At 65.3% G+C, this 19,294-nt stretch carries 18 protein-coding genes; 13 read left to right on the top strand and 5 right to left on the bottom strand.

The genetic code is table 11. The features are described from left to right. Positions 1–39 precede the first annotated feature (39 nt). A complete protein-coding gene (locus GTP69_RS07960; protein ID WP_161054368.1) occupies positions 40–384 on the bottom strand; it encodes a DUF2946 domain-containing protein in 345 nt (114 codons plus the stop codon). Between the two features lie 109 nt (positions 385–493). On the opposite strand from GTP69_RS07960, the gene GTP69_RS07955 reads away from it, so the two are divergent. Beyond that, positions 494–1,165 carry an energy transducer TonB gene (locus tag GTP69_RS07955; RefSeq protein ID WP_161054367.1) on the top strand — a complete coding sequence of 224 codons (672 nt, stop codon included), beginning with the start codon at positions 494–496 and terminating at the stop codon, positions 1,163–1,165. On the opposite strand, the gene GTP69_RS07950 is transcribed toward GTP69_RS07955, so the two are convergent. After that, a complete protein-coding gene (locus GTP69_RS07950) occupies positions 1,166–1,573 on the bottom strand; it encodes a response regulator (RefSeq protein WP_161054366.1) in 408 nt (135 codons plus the stop codon). Positions 1,574–1,770: 197 nt separating this feature from the next. Between GTP69_RS07950 and msrA the strand changes: the two genes are divergently transcribed. The 8 genes from msrA to GTP69_RS07910 all read left to right on the top strand — a co-directional run bounded on the left by msrA (position 1,771) and on the right by GTP69_RS07910 (position 8,549). Further along, positions 1,771–2,268, top strand: a complete 498-nt coding sequence (gene msrA, locus GTP69_RS07945) for a peptide-methionine (S)-S-oxide reductase MsrA (protein WP_161054365.1) — start codon at positions 1,771–1,773, stop codon at positions 2,266–2,268. 111 nt (positions 2,269–2,379) lie between these two features. Further along, positions 2,380–2,778, top strand: a complete 399-nt coding sequence (locus GTP69_RS07940; protein WP_161054364.1) for a DUF1842 domain-containing protein — start codon at positions 2,380–2,382, stop codon at positions 2,776–2,778. 32 nt (positions 2,779–2,810) lie between these two features. Next, complete coding sequence (locus GTP69_RS07935) at positions 2,811–3,827, top strand: cupin-like domain-containing protein (protein WP_161054363.1); 1,017 nt, start codon at positions 2,811–2,813, stop codon at positions 3,825–3,827. Positions 3,828–3,866: 39 nt separating this feature from the next. Next, positions 3,867–4,598: a YoaK family protein gene (locus GTP69_RS07930; protein WP_161054362.1), complete on the top strand. Its 732-nt coding sequence runs from the start codon at positions 3,867–3,869 to the stop codon at positions 4,596–4,598. Between the two features lie 18 nt (positions 4,599–4,616). Continuing rightward, positions 4,617–5,315 carry a TetR/AcrR family transcriptional regulator gene (locus GTP69_RS07925; RefSeq protein WP_161054361.1) on the top strand — a complete coding sequence of 233 codons (699 nt, stop codon included), beginning with the start codon at positions 4,617–4,619 and terminating at the stop codon, positions 5,313–5,315. Beyond that, positions 5,315–5,803 (top strand): arsinothricin resistance N-acetyltransferase ArsN1 family B, encoded by a 489-nt coding sequence (locus tag GTP69_RS07920; RefSeq protein WP_161054360.1) that lies wholly within the window; start codon positions 5,315–5,317, stop codon positions 5,801–5,803. The genes GTP69_RS07925 and GTP69_RS07920 overlap by 1 nt, the downstream gene beginning before the upstream one ends. 71 nt (positions 5,804–5,874) lie before the next feature. Beyond that, on the top strand, positions 5,875–8,085 hold the full coding sequence (locus GTP69_RS07915; RefSeq protein WP_161054359.1) for an ATP-binding protein: 2,211 nt from the start codon (positions 5,875–5,877) through the stop codon (positions 8,083–8,085). A gap of 8 nt (positions 8,086–8,093) precedes the next feature. Continuing rightward, on the top strand, positions 8,094–8,549 hold the full coding sequence (locus GTP69_RS07910) for a response regulator (RefSeq protein WP_161054358.1): 456 nt from the start codon (positions 8,094–8,096) through the stop codon (positions 8,547–8,549). Here GTP69_RS07910 and GTP69_RS07905 read toward each other — a convergent pair. Next, positions 8,536–10,167, bottom strand: a complete 1,632-nt coding sequence (locus GTP69_RS07905; RefSeq protein ID WP_161054357.1) for a response regulator — start codon at positions 10,165–10,167, stop codon at positions 8,536–8,538. The two genes, GTP69_RS07910 and GTP69_RS07905, sit on opposite strands and share 14 nt — an antisense overlap. A gap of 122 nt (positions 10,168–10,289) precedes the next feature. Here GTP69_RS07905 and GTP69_RS07900 point away from each other — a divergent pair, with 122 nt between their 5' ends. Beyond that, positions 10,290–10,877: a biliverdin-producing heme oxygenase gene (locus GTP69_RS07900; protein ID WP_371867849.1), complete on the top strand. Its 588-nt coding sequence runs from the start codon at positions 10,290–10,292 to the stop codon at positions 10,875–10,877. Here the strand turns inward: GTP69_RS07900 and GTP69_RS07895 are convergent. Beyond that, positions 10,840–11,961 (bottom strand): branched-chain amino acid ABC transporter substrate-binding protein, encoded by a 1,122-nt coding sequence (locus GTP69_RS07895; protein WP_161054355.1) that lies wholly within the window; start codon positions 11,959–11,961, stop codon positions 10,840–10,842. The genes GTP69_RS07900 and GTP69_RS07895 overlap by 38 nt on opposite strands. A gap of 265 nt (positions 11,962–12,226) precedes the next feature. After that, on the bottom strand, positions 12,227–14,509 hold the full coding sequence (locus GTP69_RS07890) for a hypothetical protein (protein WP_161054354.1): 2,283 nt from the start codon (positions 14,507–14,509) through the stop codon (positions 12,227–12,229). A gap of 180 nt (positions 14,510–14,689) precedes the next feature. On the opposite strand from GTP69_RS07890, the gene GTP69_RS07885 reads away from it, so the two are divergent. The 3 genes from GTP69_RS07885 to GTP69_RS07875 all read left to right on the top strand — a co-directional run bounded on the left by GTP69_RS07885 (position 14,690) and on the right by GTP69_RS07875 (position 19,292). After that, entirely contained in the window at positions 14,690–15,043 is a 354-nt protein-coding gene (locus GTP69_RS07885) for an ElaB/YgaM/YqjD family protein (RefSeq protein WP_161054353.1), read from the top strand. Between the two features lie 89 nt (positions 15,044–15,132). Continuing rightward, complete coding sequence (locus GTP69_RS07880; protein ID WP_161054352.1) at positions 15,133–17,553, top strand: catalase; 2,421 nt, start codon at positions 15,133–15,135, stop codon at positions 17,551–17,553. 107 nt (positions 17,554–17,660) lie between these two features. Continuing rightward, the gene (locus GTP69_RS07875; protein WP_161054351.1) at positions 17,661–19,292 is read left to right on the top strand and encodes an MFS transporter; all 1,632 of its coding nucleotides are present in this window, start codon (positions 17,661–17,663) and stop codon (positions 19,290–19,292) included. Positions 19,293–19,294 lie beyond the last annotated feature (2 nt).

The following is a 19,294-nucleotide window of genomic DNA, read 5'->3' as shown; positions in this document are numbered from 1 at the left end:
CGAAAGCGCAGCGCGGTAAAAGCGCTGCGGACGGACGAATCAGACGGCGGCAGGAGGCGCTCGCGGGTTGGCGGTCGACCAGGCGAACAGCGGCGACGGCGAGTGGTAATACAGTGCAGGGAAAATCGGTTGCGCGCGATGCAGCGGGAAATGCCAGGCCGACGGTGGCGGCAACGCTGGCGGCGTCGCGTGCGCTGCGCAGTACGGACAATGCTCGAAGGCGTGCACAATCGCGTCCGACAGCGACTTGTCCGGCGGCGCCTTGACGCCGTAGACGGTACACATCTCCAGCCCCGGAATGCCGCCAGCCGCCGACATCGCATGCGACACGGCAGGCGCAATAGCACTGAACAGCAGCGCCAGAATGGCAATCCACAAGTGCAAGACGTTCCGTTTATCCGATAGGCGCATCCACCAATTATACCCACCCGCGCCGCGCCGCCAGACAGGCTTAAATCTTTAAGTCAGCAGTTAACTACGCTATCATCGCCGCATGAACCGGAAACTCCTTGCCCTCGCTGCGATCTCTGCGGTGTTTGGCGTCATTAATTTTGCCAGCCGTGCTGCCCAGTCGGGACAGCAGGCGCCGTTTCAGGCTTTGGTCAGCCCGGCCAGTTGCGCGCAGCCGCAGTGGCCGGCCGAGGCGCGGCGCTATGAAATCGAGGGGGCGACCACGATCCGGTTTGAAATCGGCAGCGACGGCCGGGTGCTGCATCCGGCGGTGACGCATGGCAGCGGTTGGCAGATCCTCGATCAGGCGGCGCTGCAAGGCATCGCCAGCTGCGTGTTCCAGCCCAATCTGCCGGCCGCCAGCAAGCAGACGGTGTTCCCGTTACAGTATGTGTGGAAGTTGAGCGGCACGGCGGCGGCGCGGCCGGTGCTGCTGGCCGACAGTTGCCCGCCGTCTGACCGCTTCGCCACCTTCCGCGCGGCCGACCAGCGGCCCAGCAGTGCCGATGGCATCCTGCTGCGCTTTCTGGTGAACGCTGACGGCGCGCCGACCCGCGTGGTAGCCGAGCCTAACGGCCAGCCGCCGGCGCTGGTGGCGCAGGCGGTCGACTATCTGCAAAGCTGCCGCTTCGGCTACCCGGACGGCGCAACCGCAGCGGCCGGAGCCACCGAAGAGCGCACCGATACCGGTTTCGGCCGGGTGTTGCTGAAATGATTACGCGGCGCTGGTCTGCATCTGCGCGCGCGAGGCCAACGCTTCGCGCACCGCAGTCAGGATGCGTTCCAGGTTGGCCGGCTTGATGACGTGGGCGTCGAAGCCGGTGTCGATCACGCGCTGGCGGGTGACGACGTCGCCCCAGGCGGTGAAGGCGATCAACGCTACTTGGTCGAAGTCTGGCACGGCGCGCAGCGCGGCAGCGACCTGGTAGCCGTCCATGCCGGGCATGCCGAGGTCGAGCAGCACGGCGTGCGGTTCGAAGGTGCGAACCGCTTCCAGCCCGGTCAGGCCGTTGTAGGCGACCGCGGTGCGGTAGCCGTGCAGTTCCAATAGTTCGGCCGAAATGTCGGCCGCTTCGCTGTTGTCGTCGACAACGAGAATACGTTGGGTAGTGGTCTGGTCCATGATATGAACGAAAAATGAAACGTGGCGTTCGGCTGGGTCCAGGCCGGAGGAGGCGGGGCGCGACAGGGAGGGGGCACGCAAACCAAAAGCAAATTGGCTTTCCTTGCGTCAATTATAGTGGCATTTTGGCGGCGCGCTTGAAGAAATGTCGTGTTGTCTCCAAATTGGCTAGGAACATTTATTGAAAGGAATTAAATATGAGCACGGAAAAAGCCATTCTGGCCGGCGGTTGCTTCTGGGGGATGCAGGATTTGATCCGCAAAATGCCGGGCGTGGTGTCCACGCGCGTCGGCTACAGCGGCGGCGATGTAGCCAACGCCACCTATCGTAACCATGGAACACACGCCGAGGCGATCGAGATCAACTTCGATCCGGCCGTGCTCAGCTACCGCAAAATCCTGGAATTCTTCTTCCAGATCCACGACCCGAGCACCGCCAACCGGCAGGGCAATGACCTCGGTACTAGTTATCGTTCGGCTATTTATTATGCCGACGAGAAACAACGCGAGATCGCCGAAGACACCATCGCCGACGTCAACGCCTCTGGCCTGTGGCCGGGCAAAGTGGTTACCGAACTGGCACCGGTCGGCTCGTTCTGGGAGGCGGAAGCGGAGCATCAGGACTACCTGGAACGCATTCCTAACGGCTACACCTGCCATTACATCCGTCCGGACTGGGTCTTGCCAAAGCGGTAAATTGTGTTTATAAACAGCGGCTTACGAATCGGAAGGTAACCGGAAGGCTATTTTGGCGCGGTCCGCCTACAGTGCAGAGCATGTTTTCAGCTCTTCACTTTAGGAAATGCCATGAGCCAGTTATTTGCCGCCGTTTATGAAATCCACAGTGCCGCCCTGGGCCGTCCGTCGCTGCGTCTGAACCTGGTTGTCAACCGCGAAACCGACAGCGTGGTTGGCACCGCTGTGCTGGAAACCGTCACCGGCGACGTGCACGAAATGTCGGTGCGCGGTCACCATATGGAGATGGATGGCGGCGAGCCGATGCAGGCCATCGTGCTGGCCGGTACGCCGCCGATTTTCGGCGCGCAGAGCGATCAGCCGACGTCGTTCCAGATGTTGCTGGTGTTGCCGACCGCGTGGAAAGATGGCCAGGCTTGTTATAAGATGAGCTTCGGCAAATTGTTCCCGCGCGTGATCGATGTCCGCGACGGCGTGGCGCGTGCAGTGTTGCCGGAAACTGTGTATTAAAAAAGCAACAATGCAAAAAGGATAGCTCGCCGATGAACCGCCAGGATGCCGTGCCGCCGACCGCTGTCAACGATTCCTGGCGCGGCTGGATCGCCGAGAACCTGATCCTCGGCGGCCAGCCCGGGCATCTGGCCGGCATCATGGTCCAGTCCGGCATCGCCGAGGCGGCGGCGCGCGCCGAGGTCGAGGCGGCGCTGGCCAGTCCCTATCTGCGCGGAGTGGCGCGGTTGCACAACCGGCTGGCCAAGCGCGACTGGGTGCTGGGCATCCAGTCGCGGCTCAACCAGCTGGCGCCGGCCGAGGTGCCGCGCCGCGAGCGCCTGTTGGGCGACGATTTCCTGCACGAGTTTTACCAGCGCAACCAGCCGGTCATCATCACCGGCATGCTGGACGGCTGCGCCGCGCGCGACAAATGGACCTTCGACTACCTGGCCGCGCAGCTGGGCGAGCGCGAGGTGGAGGTGCAGTTCGGCCGCAACGCCGATCCCGACTACGAGATCAACAGCACCTCGCACCGGCGCCGCATGCCGTTCGGCGACTATGTGGCGCTGGTGCGCAACGCCCGCGTCACCAACGATTTCTACATGACCGCCAATAACGACGGCCGGAACCGCGACGCCCTGCAAGGGCTGATGGCCGACCTGCCGCCGCTGGACGCCTATCTGCAGCCGGGCAGCACTGGCTTTTTTTGGTTCGGCCCGGCCGGCACCATCACGCCGTTCCACCACGACCTGACCAACAACTTCATGTTGCAGATCGCCGGGCGCAAGCGGGTGCGGCTGGTGGCGCCGTGCGACACGCCAAAAATGTACAACCAGCGCCACTGTTTTTCGCCGGTGGACGGCCGTAACATCGACCTGGAGCGCTTCCCGATGATGGCCGGTGTACAGGTGCGCGAGTGCGTGCTGGCGCCGGGCGAGATCCTGTTCCTGCCGGTCGGCTGGTGGCATTTCGTCGAGGCGCTGGACGTCACCATCACCGTCTCCACTACCCATTTCCACTGGGACAACGACTTCTACAGCCAATATCCTGCCACCCAGGACTTTTGATTTACAATCGACGGGCGACATTCCTCACGGAGACCCGTCATGCCCATGCACTACCTGCGCACCTACGCCAGTCCGCAGCGCACCGATCTCAGCAACCGCCGGCTGGGGCGCGCGCTGGCGTTCGTGGCCGGCGCGGTCAATGCCGGCGGCTTTTTCGCGGTCGGCCAGTACACCTCGCATATGTCGGGCGTGGTGTCGGCGCTGGCCGACAATCTGGCGCTGGGCCACAGCGGGCTGCTGCTGGCGGGACTGGCGTCGCTGGCGGCGTTCTTTCTCGGCGCCGCCACCTCGGCCATCCTGATCAACTGGGGCCGGCGCCGCGCCGCCCACAGCTGTTACGCGCTGCCGCTGCTGCTGGAGGCGGCGCTGTTGCTGGCTTTCGGCCTGCTCGGCGCGCGGCTGGCGGCGCATGGCCATATCGCCGCCACCGTGGCGCTGCTGTGTTTTGTGATGGGACTGCAAAACGCCATCGTCACCAAGGCCTCGCGTGCCGAAATCCGCACCACCCATGTCACCGGCCTGGTGACCGATATCGGCATCGAACTGGGCAAACTGTGCTACTGGAACCGCGCCGCCGATACCGCGCCGGTGACGGCCGACCGCCGCCGGCTGGCGCTGCTCGGCTCGCTGCTGGCGATGTTCCTGGCGGGCGGCGTGGCCGGCGCCTTCGGCTTCCAGCAACTGGGCTTCGTGGCGACGCTGCCGCTGGCGGCGGCGCTGCTGCTGTTGGCCATCGTGCCGCTGCTGGACGACGTGCGCGGACGTAATTAGTTGGTCTATACTTCCCGCATGAACGAAATCCTCACCACTCCAGCACCCAATCACCAGCAGCGCGTCGGCATCGAACGGCGCGAGCGCACCCGCGCACTGCTGATCCGCAGCGCCATCGACGTCTTCGCCCGGCTCGGCCCGGACGCTCCGGTGATCGACGACTTTATCGCCGCCGCCGGCGTGGCGCGCGGCACGTTCTACAATTATTTCAAGACCACCCACGAGCTGCTGGCGGCCGTCACCGAGGACCTCAACGAAGAGGTGCTGGGCGTGGTCGATCCGCAGGTGCTGCGCTACGACGATCCGGTGGCGCGCTTCTGCGTCGGCACCCGGCTGTACGTGTATTTTGCGCTGCGTTATCCGGTGTGGGGCACCTTCCTGACCCGCATCGGCCCGGCGCACGCGGTGCGCGGGCGGCGGCTGGACCGCTACCTGCTGCGCGACCTGGAACTGGGTCTGGCCACGGGCCGCTTTACCGCCGGCAGCGCGCTGGCGGTGCGCGACATGATTCTGGGATCGGTGTTCTTCGGCATCGAAACCCAGCTGACCGAGGGCGGCGGCGGGCCGCAGCATATCGAAAACATGCTGACGATGGTGCTGCACGGCATCGGTTTGCCGGCCGACGAGGCGCGCGCCATTGCCACCATGCCGCTGCCGGACATCGGCCCGGTGGCCTCGCCGCTGTTCGCCACGCTGCGTCCGGCGGCCGACAATTGATGTTGCGCGCCGTCACGCCGGAGGACGCCGGCGCCATCGCCGCCATCTACAACCACTACATCGCCACCACCACCATCAGCTTCGAGGAACGCGCGGTGACGGACGACGAGATGGCGCAGCGCATCCGCGACCTCAGCGCCGTGCTGCCGTGGCTGGTGCACGAGGACGATGCCGGCCAAGTGACCGGCTACGCCTACGCCACCAAATGGCGGGTGCGCAGCGCCTACCGCTTTTCGGCCGAAACCAGCGTGTATGTGGCGCCCGGCCAGGGCGGGCAGGGCATCGGCAGCGCGCTGTACACGGCGCTGCTGGCCGAACTGCGCCAGCGCGGCGTGCACATGGCGATCGGCGGCATCGCCCAGCCCAATCCGGCCAGTGTGGCGCTGCATGAGCGGCTCGGCTTCGTCAAGGTGGCCCATTTCAGCGAAGTCGGACGCAAATTCGACCGCTGGATCGATGTCGGCTACTGGGAATTGAAACTGGGCTGAGGCGTGCGGCAGCGTCGGCTGGAACTTGCTATGATGCAGGTCTGATAACTTGGTATTTTTCCGTCTATACAATGCCCCAGGATAGCCCCGCCATCGATCTCACCAGTTGCGACCGCGAACCGATCCGCACGCCCGGCGCGGTGCAGCCGCACGGCTTCTTGCTGGCGATGGACGAGCAGCTGACGGTGCGCCAGGTCAGCGCCAACCTGGAGCAGTTCACCGGCATGGCGCCGGAGCAGGCGCTGGGCCGGCCGCTGGCCGAGGTCATCGGCGCTGCCGGCGCGGCGCAGCTGGCGCCGCAACTGACGGCCGGCGCGCTGCGCGAACAGCCGGCCTACCTGTCGACACTGGCCCAGGGCGGCGCGCCGTTCGATGTGCTGGCCCATGCGTGGGACGGTTTGCTGTTGCTGGAATTCGAGCCAGCGGGCGGCCCCGGCAGCGATCTGCAACAGCTGTATCCGCTGGTAGGCGACTTCCTCAACAAGATCAGCGACGCCGACACCATCGCCGAACTGAGCCGCTTGGCGGCGGACGACATCCGCGCCCTGACCGGCTTTGGCCGGGTGATGGTGTACGCCTTCGACGAGGAGGGCCACGGCAATGTGCTGGCCGAGTCGCTGGCCGACGGCTACGACAGCTATCTGGGCCAGCGCTTCCCGGCCAGCGACATTCCGCGCCAGGCGCGCGCTCTGTACGTGGCCAACCGCGTGCGGCTGATTCCGGACGCGCACTACACGCCGGCGCCGCTGGTGCCGCCGCAGCATCCGTTCGGCGGCCACGCCAGCGACCTGTCGTTTGCCGCGCTGCGCAGCGTATCGCCGGTGCACCTGCAATACATGCGCAATATGGGCACGCTGGCGTCGATGTCGGTTTCGCTGGTGGTCAAGGGCAAGCTGTGGGGACTGATCTCCTGTCACCACGCGCAGCCGCGCCGGCTCAGTTTCCACCAGCGCACCGTGTGCGAGCAACTGGGGCAGATCCTGGCACTGCACATCAAGAACCGCAGCGATGCCGACGAGTTGCAGTTCCGACTTGAGGTACGGCGCGCCATGGTGCGCATCCTCGGCGGCCTGACCCAGGGCGCCGACTTCATCGAGAACCTGCGCAGCGTGCTGCCCGAACTGCTGCACTTCGCGCGCGCCGGCGGCGTCGCCATCGTCATCGGCGAACGGCTGATTACGTTTGGCGACACGCCGACCGAAGAACAGATCCAGGCGCTGGCCGCGTGGCTGAACGGCCAGGTGCTGGACGACGTGTTCCATAGCTCCCACCTGGCGGAGCACTATGCGGCGGCGGCCGACTACACCGATTGCGCCAGCGGCCTAATGGCGATGCAGATTTCGCGCATTCACCCGCACTACCTGCTGTGGTTCCGGCCCGAGCACGTGGTGCAGATCGACTGGGCCGGCCGTCCGGACGATAAACAGGCAGGACAACTGTCGCCGCGCAGCAGTTTCCAGCTGTGGCGCGAGACCATCCACGGCAACAGCGAGCCATGGCGTGACGGCGAGGTGGAGCTGGCGCTGGAATTCCGCACCGCGCTGCTGGGCATCGCGCTGGAACGCGCCGAGCAGATGGCCGACCTGGCCGAGGAACTGGGCCGCGCTAACAAGGAGCTGGAGGCGTTCTCGTATTCGGTGTCGCACGACCTGCGCGCGCCTCTGCGTCACATCGTCGGCTTTGCCGACCTGCTGCTGGAGGCGGCCGCCAGCGACAACCCGGAACGCCGCCAGCGCTTCCTGGTCAACATCAAGGACGCGGCGCGGCTGGCCGGCAAGCTGGTCGACGATCTGCTGAGTTTTTCGCAGATGGGCCGGGCGGCGCTGCGGCCGGTGCCGGTGCGCATGGAACAGCTGGTGCGCGGCTGCATCGACAAGCTGGCGCCGGACCTGCCGTCGCACCGCATCGAGTGGGTGATCGAGCCGCTACCGGAGATCACCGCCGACCCCACCTTCCTGCAACTGGCCTTGTATAATTTGCTGTCGAATGCAGTCAAGTTCACCAGCCAGCGCGATCCGGCGGTGATTCGCATCAGCAGCGTGCAGCTGCCGGGCGAGACGGTGTTCCACGTGGCCGACAATGGCGTCGGCTTCAATATGGACTACGCCCACAAATTATTTGGCGTATTCCAGCGCCTGCACCGGATGGAAGATTTCCAAGGGACCGGCATCGGCCTGGCCAATGTGCGCCGTATTATCGAGCGCCATGGCGGCCGCGTCTGGGCCCATTCCGTGCCGGGGGAGGGCGCAACATTTTCATTTGCTTTACCCGTAACTGATTGAGACCGACTATGTTAAAGCCCATCCTGCTGGTGGAAGACAATCCCAACGACCTGGAACTGACCTTGATCGCGCTGGAGCGCAGCCAGCTGGCCAACGAAGTGATCGTGGTGCGCGACGGCGCCGAAGCGCTCGACTACCTGCACGCGCGCGGCGCCTATGCCAGCCGTGAACAAGGCAACCCGGCGGTGGTGCTGCTGGACCTGAAATTGCCCAAGGTGGACGGCCTGGAGGTGCTGGCCGAGATCCGCGCCGTGGCGGCGCTGAAAAGCATCCCGGTGGTGATGCTGACCTCGTCCCGCGAGGAGCAGGACCTGGTGCGCAGTTACGAGCTGGGCGTCAACGCCTATGTGGTCAAGCCGGTCGACTTCACGGAATTCGTGCGCGCGATCGCCGATCTCGGCATCTTCTGGGCGGTGCTCAACGAGCCGCCGCCGGGATCGCACCGCTACATCAAGCCGCTGTAGAAACTGTCGTGGTGGCGCGCTGGTGCAGCAGCTGGCGGATGCGCGCACTCAGTGTTTCGGCGCTGTATGGCTTGGGCAGCAGATGGACGCCGGGCGGCAGCTTGCCGTCGTGCGCCAGCACCCCTTCCGCATAGCCGGAGGTGAACAGGATCTGCGCCTGCGGCAGCTTGCGTTTGACCAGCTCGCTCAAGGCCAGGCTGCTGATGCGGCCGGGCATGACCACGTCGGTAAACAGCAAGTCGATATGGGCGCCGTCCTCGATCAGATGGGCGGCCTGTTCGCCGTCGGCGCTGCTCAGCACCTCGTAGCCCAGCGCCGCCAGCAGATCGGCGGTGGCGGCGCGCACGTCGTCTTCATCTTCCACCACCAAAATGGTTTCCACGCCGCCGCTCAGCGGCTCCGCCACGCTGGGCACCATGCCGGCCGGCGTGCCGTGGCTGCGCGGCAAATAGATCTGCACGCAGGTGCCGTGGCCGACTTCGCTGTGCAGCGCGATCTCGCCGCCCGACTGCTTGACGAAGCCGTACGCCATGCTCAACCCGAGGCCGGTGCCCTGGCCGGTCGGCTTGGTGGTGAAGAATGGTTCAAAGGCGCGTTGCAGCACCTCCGGCGGCATGCCGCTGCCGGTGTCGGCGATTTCGATCAGCACATAGTCGCACTGGCAAGCGCCCTGACTGTCCGGCAGCGGTGCGCCGGCGGCGACGTTGCGCGCGCGGATGGTCAGCGTGCCGTCGCCGTGCATGGCGTCGCGGGCGTTGATGGCCAGGTTGAGAATCACGTTGTTCAGTTGGCCGACATCGACCTCGGTGTGCCACAGTTGTGGCGCCAGGTCGGTCAGCACCTGCGCGCGCGCGCCCAGCACGCGGCGCAGCATGTCGTCCATATTCGCCAGCAGCGGCGCCAGCGCCACCACGGCCGCCTGCAAGGGCTGGCGGCGCGCGAACGCCAGCAGGTGGGCCGCCAGCCGCGCGCCGCGTTCGACGCCGTTGAGGGCGTTGTCGACGCGCGCCAGTCCCTGCGGATTGACGTCGCCGATCATCTTCACCAGCTGCAGATTGCCGCCGATGACTTGCAGCACATTGTTGAAATCGTGGGCGATGCCGCCGGTCAGTTGGCCGATGGCTTCCATTTTTTGCGACTGGTGCAGCGCGGCTTGGCTGGCGCGCAGTTCCGCCTCGCGTTGGCGCAGTTCGAGGAAGGCGGCGTCACGCTGCCGGCGCGCCTGGTAGGCGGCGCTGTGGTAGCGGATGCGTGCCTCCAGCTCGCGCGCCTCAGGCCACTTGACCAGGTAGTCGTTGGCGCCGAGCGCGAAGGCGCGTGCCTTGGTATCGGCATCGTCCTCGGACGACAGCAGGATGATCGGCACATGGTCGGTCTCGGGCGCGGCGCGCAGCAGGCGGATGACGTCGAAGCCGTCCGCACCCGGCATGCGCAGGTCGACCAGCACCACCGTGGCTTCGGTCTCCCGGCACAGGGTCACCGCCAGTTCGGCGTGCGCGTCGTAGCGCAGCCGGATGTCGGCATGCTTGGACAGGCGATAGCCAATCAGGTCTTCGGCCATGGCTTCGTCATCGATCAGCAGCACGGAACAATAGGGGGTAGGGGTGTTGTCGTTCATGGGCGCGGAAAAAAAGGATAATGAAATTTTACCTGAGCGGGGCTGCCTGTGATGGTGCCCTTGCGTACCGTGCGCGCGTAATGACTGTGTAGAATCGTCACTTCATGTTGAATTTGGGGAATATATTGGATGTCTTGACCGCCTTGCGCGCCGCCACCGCCGACCGTCACGCCGAGCTGGACTCGCGCACGCCGCTGGCTGCGGCCGCGCCGGACCTGCGCGCCTACCGCGATCATTTGCGTTTGCTGGAGGCCTGGCTGGCGCCGCTGCAAGCGTGGCTGGACAGCTACCCGGATGGCCCGCGCCAGCAGATGCCGCCCCGCGATTATCTGGCGCAATTGCGCATCGACCTGGCCGATGCTTCACTGAAAGCGCTGCCGGTCGCCGCGCCGCTGGCGGTGCAACAGCCATGGCCGAAGCAAGCCAGCGCCGCCTATCGTTGGGGCGTCAGTTACGTAATCGAAGGTTCGCAACTGGGCGGGGCGGTGCTGTACAAGCGCCTGGCCGTATCATTGGTGCCACATCCCCTGGGCTATCTGGGCGGACAGGGATCGCCCGGCCCGCGCTGGCAGCAGTTCCTGGCCGCCCTGCGCGCCGACGTGGTGACGCCGGCGCAAATCGAGCAGGCTTGCCAGGGCGCCCAGCAAGCCTTCGACAGCCTGATCGGGCTGCTTAATAGCTCGTCAGCGGCACCGGCTGGCCGCCTTTGAAGGTGAAGATGGTGACCGGCGATTGCTTCATGTCGCCCTTGGCGTCGAAGGCGTAGGTGCCGGCCACGCCCTGGTAGGAACCGGCGCTGATGATGGCTTGCACTTTTTGCGCATCGATCGAGTTGGCCTTTTGCATGCCTTGCGCGTACAGCATCACGGCGTCGTAGTAGGCGGCGGCGTAGACGTCGGCGTCCTGCTTGAAGCGGGCCTTGAACTTGGCCTTGAAGGCCGGGCCGGTGGCGGCCTTGTCGAGGATGGCGCCGCCTTGCGAGCACAGTACGTTTTCGCCGACGGTGTCGCCGCCCAGCTTGCCCATTTCGGCGGTGCAGATGGTGTCGCCGCCCAGCAGCTTGGCGGTGATGCCCAGCTGTTTCATCTGGCGTGCCATCGGCGCGGCTTGCGGCGCGTAGCCGCCGAAGAAGATCGCCTGCACGTTCTTGGTCTTCAGCTTGGTCAGGATGGAGGTGAAGTCGAACGCCTTGTCGTTGGTGAATTCGTGGCCGGCCACGGTCATGCCGGAAGCCTTGGCCTGCTTCTTGAATTCTTCCGCCAGCCCTTGGCCGAAGGCGGTGCGGTCGTCGATCACGGCGACGTTTTTCAGTTTCATTTCATTGGCGGCGTACAGCGCCATTTTCGAGCCCAATTGGGAGTCGCTGGCGTTGACGCGGTACAGGCCTTTGTAGCCTTGCTGGGTGAGCTTGGGATTGGTGGCGACGCTGGCCACCAGGGCGCCGGCGTCGTTGTAGGCGCGCGAGGCAGGGATGGCGACGCCCGAGTTGTACGGACCGACCACGTAGTGCACGCCGGCGTCGATCAGTTTCTGGGCGGCGGCCATGCCGGCTTTCGGGTCACCCTGGTCGTCTTCCGACAGCAGTTCGAATTTCAGCTTCTTGCCGGCCACGGTGATCGGCTTGGCATTGAGTTCTTCCACCGCCAGGCGGGCGCCGTTTTCATTGTCCTTGCCGGCAAAAGCCTGGGCGCCGGACAGCGGGCCGCTGTGGCCGATCTTGATGATGGTGTCCTGGGCGTGGGCGCCAAAGGCGGCCAGCAGGGCCAGGGCGGCGGCGGTGTGCTTCAATTTCATGCGATCTCCTGTTTGTTGATGCGATGATTATCGCTAAAAACGCAGAATATTATCGTGCGAGTTGCGCTTGCAAACAGGTCGTCTTCAGAATTTAATTTGGCCGGAGATGCTGGCGGCGGGGCGATGTGGCGACCGCGCCCCGCGCCAGTGCGGCCAGCGGCACATGGTGCGCGGCCTGCACGGTCGCGGTGCGCCGCCCCGGCGGGAATGCCGGAGAGGCGCGTTGCCGGCGCGGGAATGCAGGGCCGGCAGGTTGTCAGGGCGGCTATGGTGCGTTGCCGATGCTGCGGGTAGCGGTGGTGGCGTTGACCGCGCCCACACGCGGAATCGCGGCAGTGGCGGCACGGGCGGCATTGGCAGTGGTGCCGGCAATGTCGTTGACGTTGTAGGCGGCGATGGCGGCGGCCAGCGCTGGATTTGAGCGCAGGTCGGCCGGCGTGTTGGCGGCGTTCTGTGCGGCGGCCACTTGCGCGGCATTGGTCTGCTCGGCGGCGGCTTGTGCTGCGGCTGCTTGTTGCGCCGCATTGGCGGCGGCAGCGGCTTGTTGGTTGGCGCTGGCAGCGGCGGCGTTGGCGGCGGCCAGGCTGGCTGCGGTCTCCTGCACTGCGGCGGCCTGCTGGGCGGCGACATTGGCTGCGGTGGTCGCGGCGTCGGCGGTGCTGGCGTTGTTTTGCGCCAGACGTGATTGCGCGGCGGCGGCGACGGCGGCTGCGTTCTGGGCTGCCATGGCGTCAGCGGCATTCTGCGCGGCCTGGGCTTGCACGGCGGCCGACTGCGCTGCCGAGTTGGCAATGGCCACCTGGGCGGCAGCGGCTTGCGCGGTCTGCGCTTGCTGCGCGGCGGTGGCGTTGGCTGGCAGGACGGGGATGTTCTGTACGGCGTTCTGGGCCGCCACGGCTTGTTGTTGCGCTTGCTGTGCGGCGCCAGTGGCGGTGCTGACGGTGGTGGTGGCTTGCTGACGCGCCGTCTGGGCCTGCGCGGTGGCCTGCGCTTGCTGGGCTGCGGTCAGTGCGGTTTGCTGGGCCTCCTCGGCGGCCGTTGGCGCGGTCTGCTGGGCTTGCTGGGTTTGCTGTGCAGCGGTGGTCGCATTCGCTGCGTTCTGGGCCTGCTGGGCATTTTGCGCTTGCAGGCCGGTTTGGGCCCGTTGCGCCGCCAGCGTTTGCTGCGCCTGCTGCCCTTGTAGCGTTGCCTGGGCTTGCTGCGCGTTCTGCGCCTGTTGCTCCTGCAGCGTCGCTTGCGCCCGTTGCAACGTCTGCGCTTGTTGTCCTTGCAGCGCGCCTTGCGCCTGCTGCACATTCTGGGCTTGCTGGCCTTGGCGCGCTGCTTGCGCCTCTTGTGCGGCGCGTGCCTCTTGCTGCGCTTGCTGTGCGGCCTGGTTCAATTGTAAGGTCTGCTGCAAGGCCGACACCTGGGCTGCCTGCGCCTGCTGGGCGTTCTGCACCTGCGTTGCCGCCTGCTGCAACTGCGCCTGTTGAGCGGCGCGTGCCTGGTCGAGCTGATTTTGCTGATTCAGCGCCGCTTGTGTTTGCTGGGCTTGCTGCGTGGTCAGATTGTTGGCCTGCAATTGCTGGGCGGCCTGGGCCTGTTGTGCCGGCGTCAGATTGGCTTGCTGGTCTGCCGTGACCTGGTCGAGCAAGGCTTGTTGCAGATTGGCTTGCTGGACGTTGGCCTGTGCCTGTTGCGCTGCCTGCGCCTGCTGTTGCTGCACGATCGGCGACGGCGTCTCCGGCTGCTGCGCCGCGTTCGTCTGTTCCAGTTGCGCGCGCTGTGCCGACAAGCGGTCGGCGGCCGTTTCCGGCAGCGGATTCTGCGACAGATTATCGATCTCCTGCCGCGCCAGGTCCAGCCGCGTATTGGCCGCCAGCTCTTCCGGCGTCAGGCCCACGCGCTGCTGCGCGGTCAGGCTCTGGAACGGATTGCTGCCGAGGCCAGGAATTTGCGCACTGCCGGCCGCGCTCAGTTGCTCGGCAAAGTTGGTGGCCAGTGTGCGGAAATTGTTGAGCGTATTGTCCAGCGTCGACGTGGTCTGCTGGTTGTTCGCATTGAATGCGGCGCGCAACTGCTCCGGCTCCAGCGACAGCCCACCGGTCAATGCCGACAGCAACGGCGGCTGCAAGGTCACGCCCAGCTGCGCCAGATTCTGCGCTTGCGTCGTCGTGCCATTATTCACCTGCTGATTCAAGCTGTTGACCAGATTGTTCAGCAGCGAGCCTTGCAACGGCTGCCCCTGATCGAAATCCACGGTCGGCAGCAGGTTGAACGCATCCACCACATTCTGCACCGCCGTATTGACCGTATCGGCGCGTTGTGCAGTGTCGAGCAGGGTGTTGCCCTGCACCTGAGACAACTGCTGCTGAGCATTGGTCACCGACAACAGAAATCCCGCCACCGGCGACAAATCCACCGTCACCGACGCCGCCGGTGGCGCATCCAGCGCGCTGCCTACCGCATTGATGGTGGCATTATTCACCGCCGCCGTTTCAGAAGCGCGGTTGACCGCTTGCAATTCCGTCGTCGCCGATGGCGTCAGGGATGTGATGGGAAACATTGCCGCTCTCCAAAAGTAGGTATGGCTCACCTGTAGCATGCGCCGCCATAGCGGCCGCGTCAGTGTGTCATTTCACATAGCCGGCCATTTTGCACACTGTTAGTTCGCGCACGGTCAAGCGCGCTGGTCGGGCCTATCGTAAGCCTTCCAACCCCGAACAACCCACGAGAGGATCGCATTATGGATAACAGCATCGATACCAAAATCAACAGCACCCGCGACGGCGTTACCCAAATCGGCAAAGACCTGCGCGCCGACGCCCACGCTGCCATCGATAAAGTGGCTGACAAAGTACCGCCAACCACCGACCGTCTGGCCACCCAGGCCCACACCGGCGTCGACAAAGTTGCCGACACCGTGGAAAGCACCTCCGACACGCTGGCCGCACGCAGCAAGCAAGTGGTCGAATCGTACAAAAACTTCACCGAATCGAGCCGCAACCACGTGCGCGCCAATCCAGTGATCTCGGTACTGGTGGCTGCGGCCGCCGGCTACGGCATCTCCAAGCTGCTGGGTTCGCGCGGCAGCAAGTAAGTCCATCGTTGGCCCGGCTGGTGTCACTGCCGGGACGACCGGTAGTGCCCACGCAGGGCGCCGTCCGCCGTCTCGTTCAAAGGATATCCATGACCACCAAGCAAAAATCGCCGGCCTCCGTGATGGGGGCCGGCGCCGTATTAAGCACCGTTTCCGGCCCTTCGTCGGCCAATTTGCCGGCCAGTCTGGGCGGCGCCAGCACGCAGGAAGACGCACTGCTCGACAAAGTCGGCGGCGGCCAGCAGAGCGCTGCCGCCATGCCGTTCAACGCCAGCAAGGCCGGCGAACATGGCGAAGCCGCGCGTACGCCGCAAGCCGGCCAGACCTGCCCGGTGGCGCATCCGGTGGCCACCGCCAGCACCGCCGGCGAAACCAGCGCCTCGGACAAAACCGGCAGCGGCGTGCCGCCATTGGGCGTGTGCCCGGCCGGCCACTTGGACCGCGTGCGCGCCGACGCCAGCGAGCAGCGCCTGACCACCAACCAGGGCGTGCCTGTTGCGGACAACCAGAATTCGCTGAAAGTCGGCCTGCGCGGCCCGACCGCCATGGAAGACTTCATCCTGCGCGAAAAGCTGACTCACTTCGACCATGAACGCATTCCCGAGCGCGTGGTGCATGCGCGCGGTTCGGCCGCCCACGGTTACTTCGAGTCGTACCAAGACCTGAGCGCCATCACCCGCGCCGCGCCGTTTGCCGCCGCCGGCAAGCGCACGCCCGTGTTCGTGCGTTTCTCCACCGTGGCCGGCGAACGCGGTTCGGCCGACACCGTGCGCGACGTGCGCGGCTTCGCCGTCAAGTTCTATACCGACGAAGGCAACTGGGATCTGGTCGGCAACAACATCCCCGTATTCTTCATCCAGGACGCGATGAAGTTTCCCGACCTGGTGCACGCTGTTAAAGTCGAGCCGCACCACGCCATGCCGCAAGCTTCCAGCGCGCACGACACCTTCTGGGACTTCGTCTCGCTGATGCCGGAATCGACCCATATGCTGATGTGGCAGATGTCCGACCGCGCCATCCCGCGCAGCTACCGCACCATGCAGGGCTTCGGCGTGCACACCTTCCGCCTGGTCAATGCGCAGGGCGAGGCAGTGTTCTGCAAATTCCACTGGAACCCGGTGCCGGGCACCCACTCGCTGGTGTGGGACGAGGCCGCCAAGATCGTCGGCGCCGATCCTGATTTCCACCGCCGCGACCTGTGGGAAGCGATTGAAGCTGGCGCCTTCCCCGAGTGGGAGTTGGGCCTGCAAATCTTTACCGAAGAACAGGCCGAATCGTTCCCGTTCGACGTGCTGGACCCAACCAAGTTGGTGCCGGAAGAACTGGTGCCGGTGCAGGCAGTCGGCAAGATGACGTTGAACCGCAATCCAGACAATTTCTTTGCCGAGACCGAGCAGGTGGCGTTCTGTACCGCCCACATCGTGCCCGGCATCGACTTCAGCAACGATCCGCTGCTGCAAGGCCGCATCCACTCCTACCTGGACACCCAGATCAGCCGCCTGGGCGGCGCCAACTTCCACGAGATCCCGGTCAACGCGCCGCTGGCGCCGGTGCACAATAACCAGCGCGACGGCATGCACCGCCAGACCGTGCATCGCGGCCGCGTGGCGTATGAGCCGAACTCGCTGGGTGGCGGCTGTCCGTTCCAGGCTGGCATGGCCGGCTTCACCACCACCTTCCGCCAGCAGCCTCAGCCGCCGGAAGACAAGGTGCGCGGCAAGCCGGAACTGTTCGCCGAGCACTTCGCCCAGGCGCGGCTGTTCTGGATCAGCCAGAGCCCGGCCGAGCAGGCCCACATCGTCAACGCCTTCCGCTTCGAGCTGAGCCGGGTGCAGACGCCGGCGGTGCGGGTACGGCTGCTGTCGATGCTGGCCAATGTCGATCCGATCCTGGTCGATGGCGTGGCGCAGGGGCTGGGCATGGAGGTGCCGCCAGCGATGCCGCCGGCCACCGATGCGCCGCCGCCACACTACGAACCGTCGGCGGCGCTGTCGCTGCTGGCCCGTCCGGGCGCTACCGGCGCCAAGACGCGCAAGGTGGCGATCCTGGCCGGCCACGGTGTGGAATCCGATAGCCTGAAAACCGTCTACGCCGCGCTGCTGGCGGCCGGCGCAGTGCCGCGTGTGGTAGCGCCGCAACTGGGGCAATTGACGGCGGCCGACGGCAGCCGCATCGATATCGAGATCTCGCTGGAAGCCGGGCCGGCGGTGCTTTACGACGCGGTAGTGGTCGCCGATGGCGCCACCAGCGCGTCACTGCTAGCCGCCGATGCCGACGCCCGCGACTTCGTGCGTCAGCAGTATCGCCACTGCAAGCCGCTGCTGGCGCTGGGTGACGGCCAGCAACTGCTGGCGGCGGCCGGTATCCCGGCGACGCTGGCTGACGGCTCTCCCGATCCGGCGCTGTGGCAGGTATCGGCCGGGGCGCTGGATAGCGCGTTGACCGAGTTCCAGCAGGCGCTGGGCGGTCACCGCGACTTCCAGCGCGAAACCGACGCAATCCCGCTGTAATTTCTCCTATACCAACGAAGTATTCAACAATGACGGGCATAGTGATATGCTCGTCATTAATGCTTTTTGTTGCCTCTACCAAAAGAAAGAATCAGGACACCTGACGCATGGACGTATACGCCCCCCAAGTCTGGCTGCCGCACGAACGGCCCACCCTGCCGGGATCGCCGTCCAATCCCGAGCACTCCATGCCGAAGCGTATCGCCTTCCTGTTGGTGGGCTTCATCGTCGCCATCACTGGCGGTCTCGGTAATGCGCTGGTGTCGGTCAACCTGCCATACCTGCAAGGCTCGCTGGGCGTGTTCACCACCGAAATCCAGTGGCTGCCGGCCGCCTATGTGATGACCAACGTGTCGATGAACCTGCTGCTGGTGAAATTCCGCCAGCAGTACGGACTGCGCCTGTTCACTGAATTATTCCTGGTGCTGTATGCGCTGGTGACCGTGGCCCACTTGTTTGTGCACGGACTCGGCTCGGCCATCGCCGTGCGGGCCGCGCACGGCATGAGCGGCGCGGCGCTGACCACGCTCGGCCTGTACTACACGCTGCAAGCCTTCCCGGCCAAGCACCGGCTCAAAGGGGCGGTGCTGGGTATCGGCTTTTCGCAGCTGGCGGTTCCGATGGCGCGGCTGTTCTCGTCCAATCTGCTGGACTTCGGCGAATGGCGCGGCCTGTATTTCTTCGAGCTTGGTCTGGCGCTGGTATCGCTGGCCTGCGTGCTGGCGCTGAAGCTGCCGCCGGGCGACCGCATCAAGGTGTTCGAGAAGATGGACTTCCTGACCTTCGGCCTGTTCGCGCCCGGCGTGGCGCTGCTGTCGGCGGTGCTGGCGCTGGGCCGCACCGTCTGGTGGCTGGATACGCCATGGGTCGGTTATGCGCTGGCCGGCTCGATCGTGCTGATCTGCGCCGCGCTGGCGATTGAACACAACCGCGCGCGGCCATTGCTCAACACCCGCTGGCTGATCAATCCCAACATCGCCCGCCTGGCCACGTCGGTGCTGCTGATCCGCGTGGTGCAATCGGAAGCCAGCGGCACGGTCGGCTTTTTGCAAGTGCTGGGCCTGAACAATGACCAGATGCTGACGCTGTGGTGGATCGTTATGGCCGGCGCGGTGGCCGGGCTGGTGATTAGCGCGTTGTACATCTCGCCGACGCGGATTCCCGGCCAGTTGCTGTTCTCGCTAGCGGTGATGGCGCTGGGGGCGTACATGGATTCCGACGCCACCAACCTGACGCGGCCGCAAGACCTGTACCTGTCGCAGTTCCTGCTGGGCTTTGGCGGCGCGCTGTTTGTCGGCCCCACCTTTATTTCCGGCTTTGGCGCGGTGATCGCCGCGCCGAACAACCTGGTCAGCTTCTCGGTGATGTTCTCGATCACGCAGACGCTGGGCAGCCTGCTGGGCACGGCGCTGACCGGCACCTTCCAGGTATGGCGCGAAAAATACCATTCCAGCATCCTGGTCGAGCACCTGACGCTGCTCGACCCGCAGGTGGCGGCGCGCATCCAGGCCGGCGGCGCGCAGGGGCTGGCTTCGCTCAGTGCGGCGGCCACGCGCGAAGCCAACATCCTCGCTTACAACGACGTGTTCCTCGCCGTCACCGTGCTGGCGCTGTTTACGATGGCGGGATTGCTGACGCATTACCTGTGGACCGCCTGCGTGTCCCATCAACCGAAATCGGTGCAGAACGCCCAGACTGGCATGGCGACTGCTTCTCTTAACAATTCCGGATCTCGCTGAAA

The organism is Duganella levis (assembly GCF_009857605.1).
In the GTDB taxonomy this organism is placed as follows: Bacteria; Pseudomonadota; Gammaproteobacteria; order Burkholderiales; family Burkholderiaceae_D; genus Rugamonas; species Rugamonas levis.
The sequence above is the reverse complement of the archived record's forward strand: the minus strand, read 5'-3'. Positions and strand labels throughout refer to the sequence as shown.

What these genes read in the sequence shown, in the direction of transcription:
- GTP69_RS07955 (WP_161054367.1), top strand. Translation starts at nt 494, where the DNA reads ATGAACCGGAAACTCCTTGCCCTCGCTGCGATCTCTGCGGTGTTTGGC.
- GTP69_RS07950 (WP_161054366.1), bottom strand. Translation starts at nt 1,573, where the DNA reads ATGGACCAGACCACTACCCAACGTATTCTCGTTGTCGACGACAACAGC.
- msrA (WP_161054365.1), top strand. Translation starts at nt 1,771, where the DNA reads ATGAGCACGGAAAAAGCCATTCTGGCCGGCGGTTGCTTCTGGGGGATG.
- GTP69_RS07940 (WP_161054364.1), top strand. Translation starts at nt 2,380, where the DNA reads ATGAGCCAGTTATTTGCCGCCGTTTATGAAATCCACAGTGCCGCCCTG.
- GTP69_RS07935 (WP_161054363.1), top strand. Translation starts at nt 2,811, where the DNA reads ATGAACCGCCAGGATGCCGTGCCGCCGACCGCTGTCAACGATTCCTGG.
- GTP69_RS07930 (WP_161054362.1), top strand. Translation starts at nt 3,867, where the DNA reads ATGCCCATGCACTACCTGCGCACCTACGCCAGTCCGCAGCGCACCGAT.
- GTP69_RS07925 (WP_161054361.1), top strand. Translation starts at nt 4,617, where the DNA reads ATGAACGAAATCCTCACCACTCCAGCACCCAATCACCAGCAGCGCGTC.
- GTP69_RS07920 (WP_161054360.1), top strand. Translation starts at nt 5,315, where the DNA reads ATGTTGCGCGCCGTCACGCCGGAGGACGCCGGCGCCATCGCCGCCATC.
- GTP69_RS07915 (WP_161054359.1), top strand. Translation starts at nt 5,875, where the DNA reads ATGCCCCAGGATAGCCCCGCCATCGATCTCACCAGTTGCGACCGCGAA.
- GTP69_RS07910 (WP_161054358.1), top strand. Translation starts at nt 8,094, where the DNA reads ATGTTAAAGCCCATCCTGCTGGTGGAAGACAATCCCAACGACCTGGAA.
- GTP69_RS07905 (WP_161054357.1), bottom strand. Translation starts at nt 10,167, where the DNA reads ATGAACGACAACACCCCTACCCCCTATTGTTCCGTGCTGCTGATCGAT.
- GTP69_RS07895 (WP_161054355.1), bottom strand. Translation starts at nt 11,961, where the DNA reads ATGAAATTGAAGCACACCGCCGCCGCCCTGGCCCTGCTGGCCGCCTTT.
- GTP69_RS07890 (WP_161054354.1), bottom strand. Translation starts at nt 14,509, where the DNA reads ATGTTTCCCATCACATCCCTGACGCCATCGGCGACGACGGAATTGCAA.
- GTP69_RS07885 (WP_161054353.1), top strand. Translation starts at nt 14,690, where the DNA reads ATGGATAACAGCATCGATACCAAAATCAACAGCACCCGCGACGGCGTT.
- GTP69_RS07880 (WP_161054352.1), top strand. Translation starts at nt 15,133, where the DNA reads ATGACCACCAAGCAAAAATCGCCGGCCTCCGTGATGGGGGCCGGCGCC.
- GTP69_RS07875 (WP_161054351.1), top strand. Translation starts at nt 17,661, where the DNA reads ATGGACGTATACGCCCCCCAAGTCTGGCTGCCGCACGAACGGCCCACC.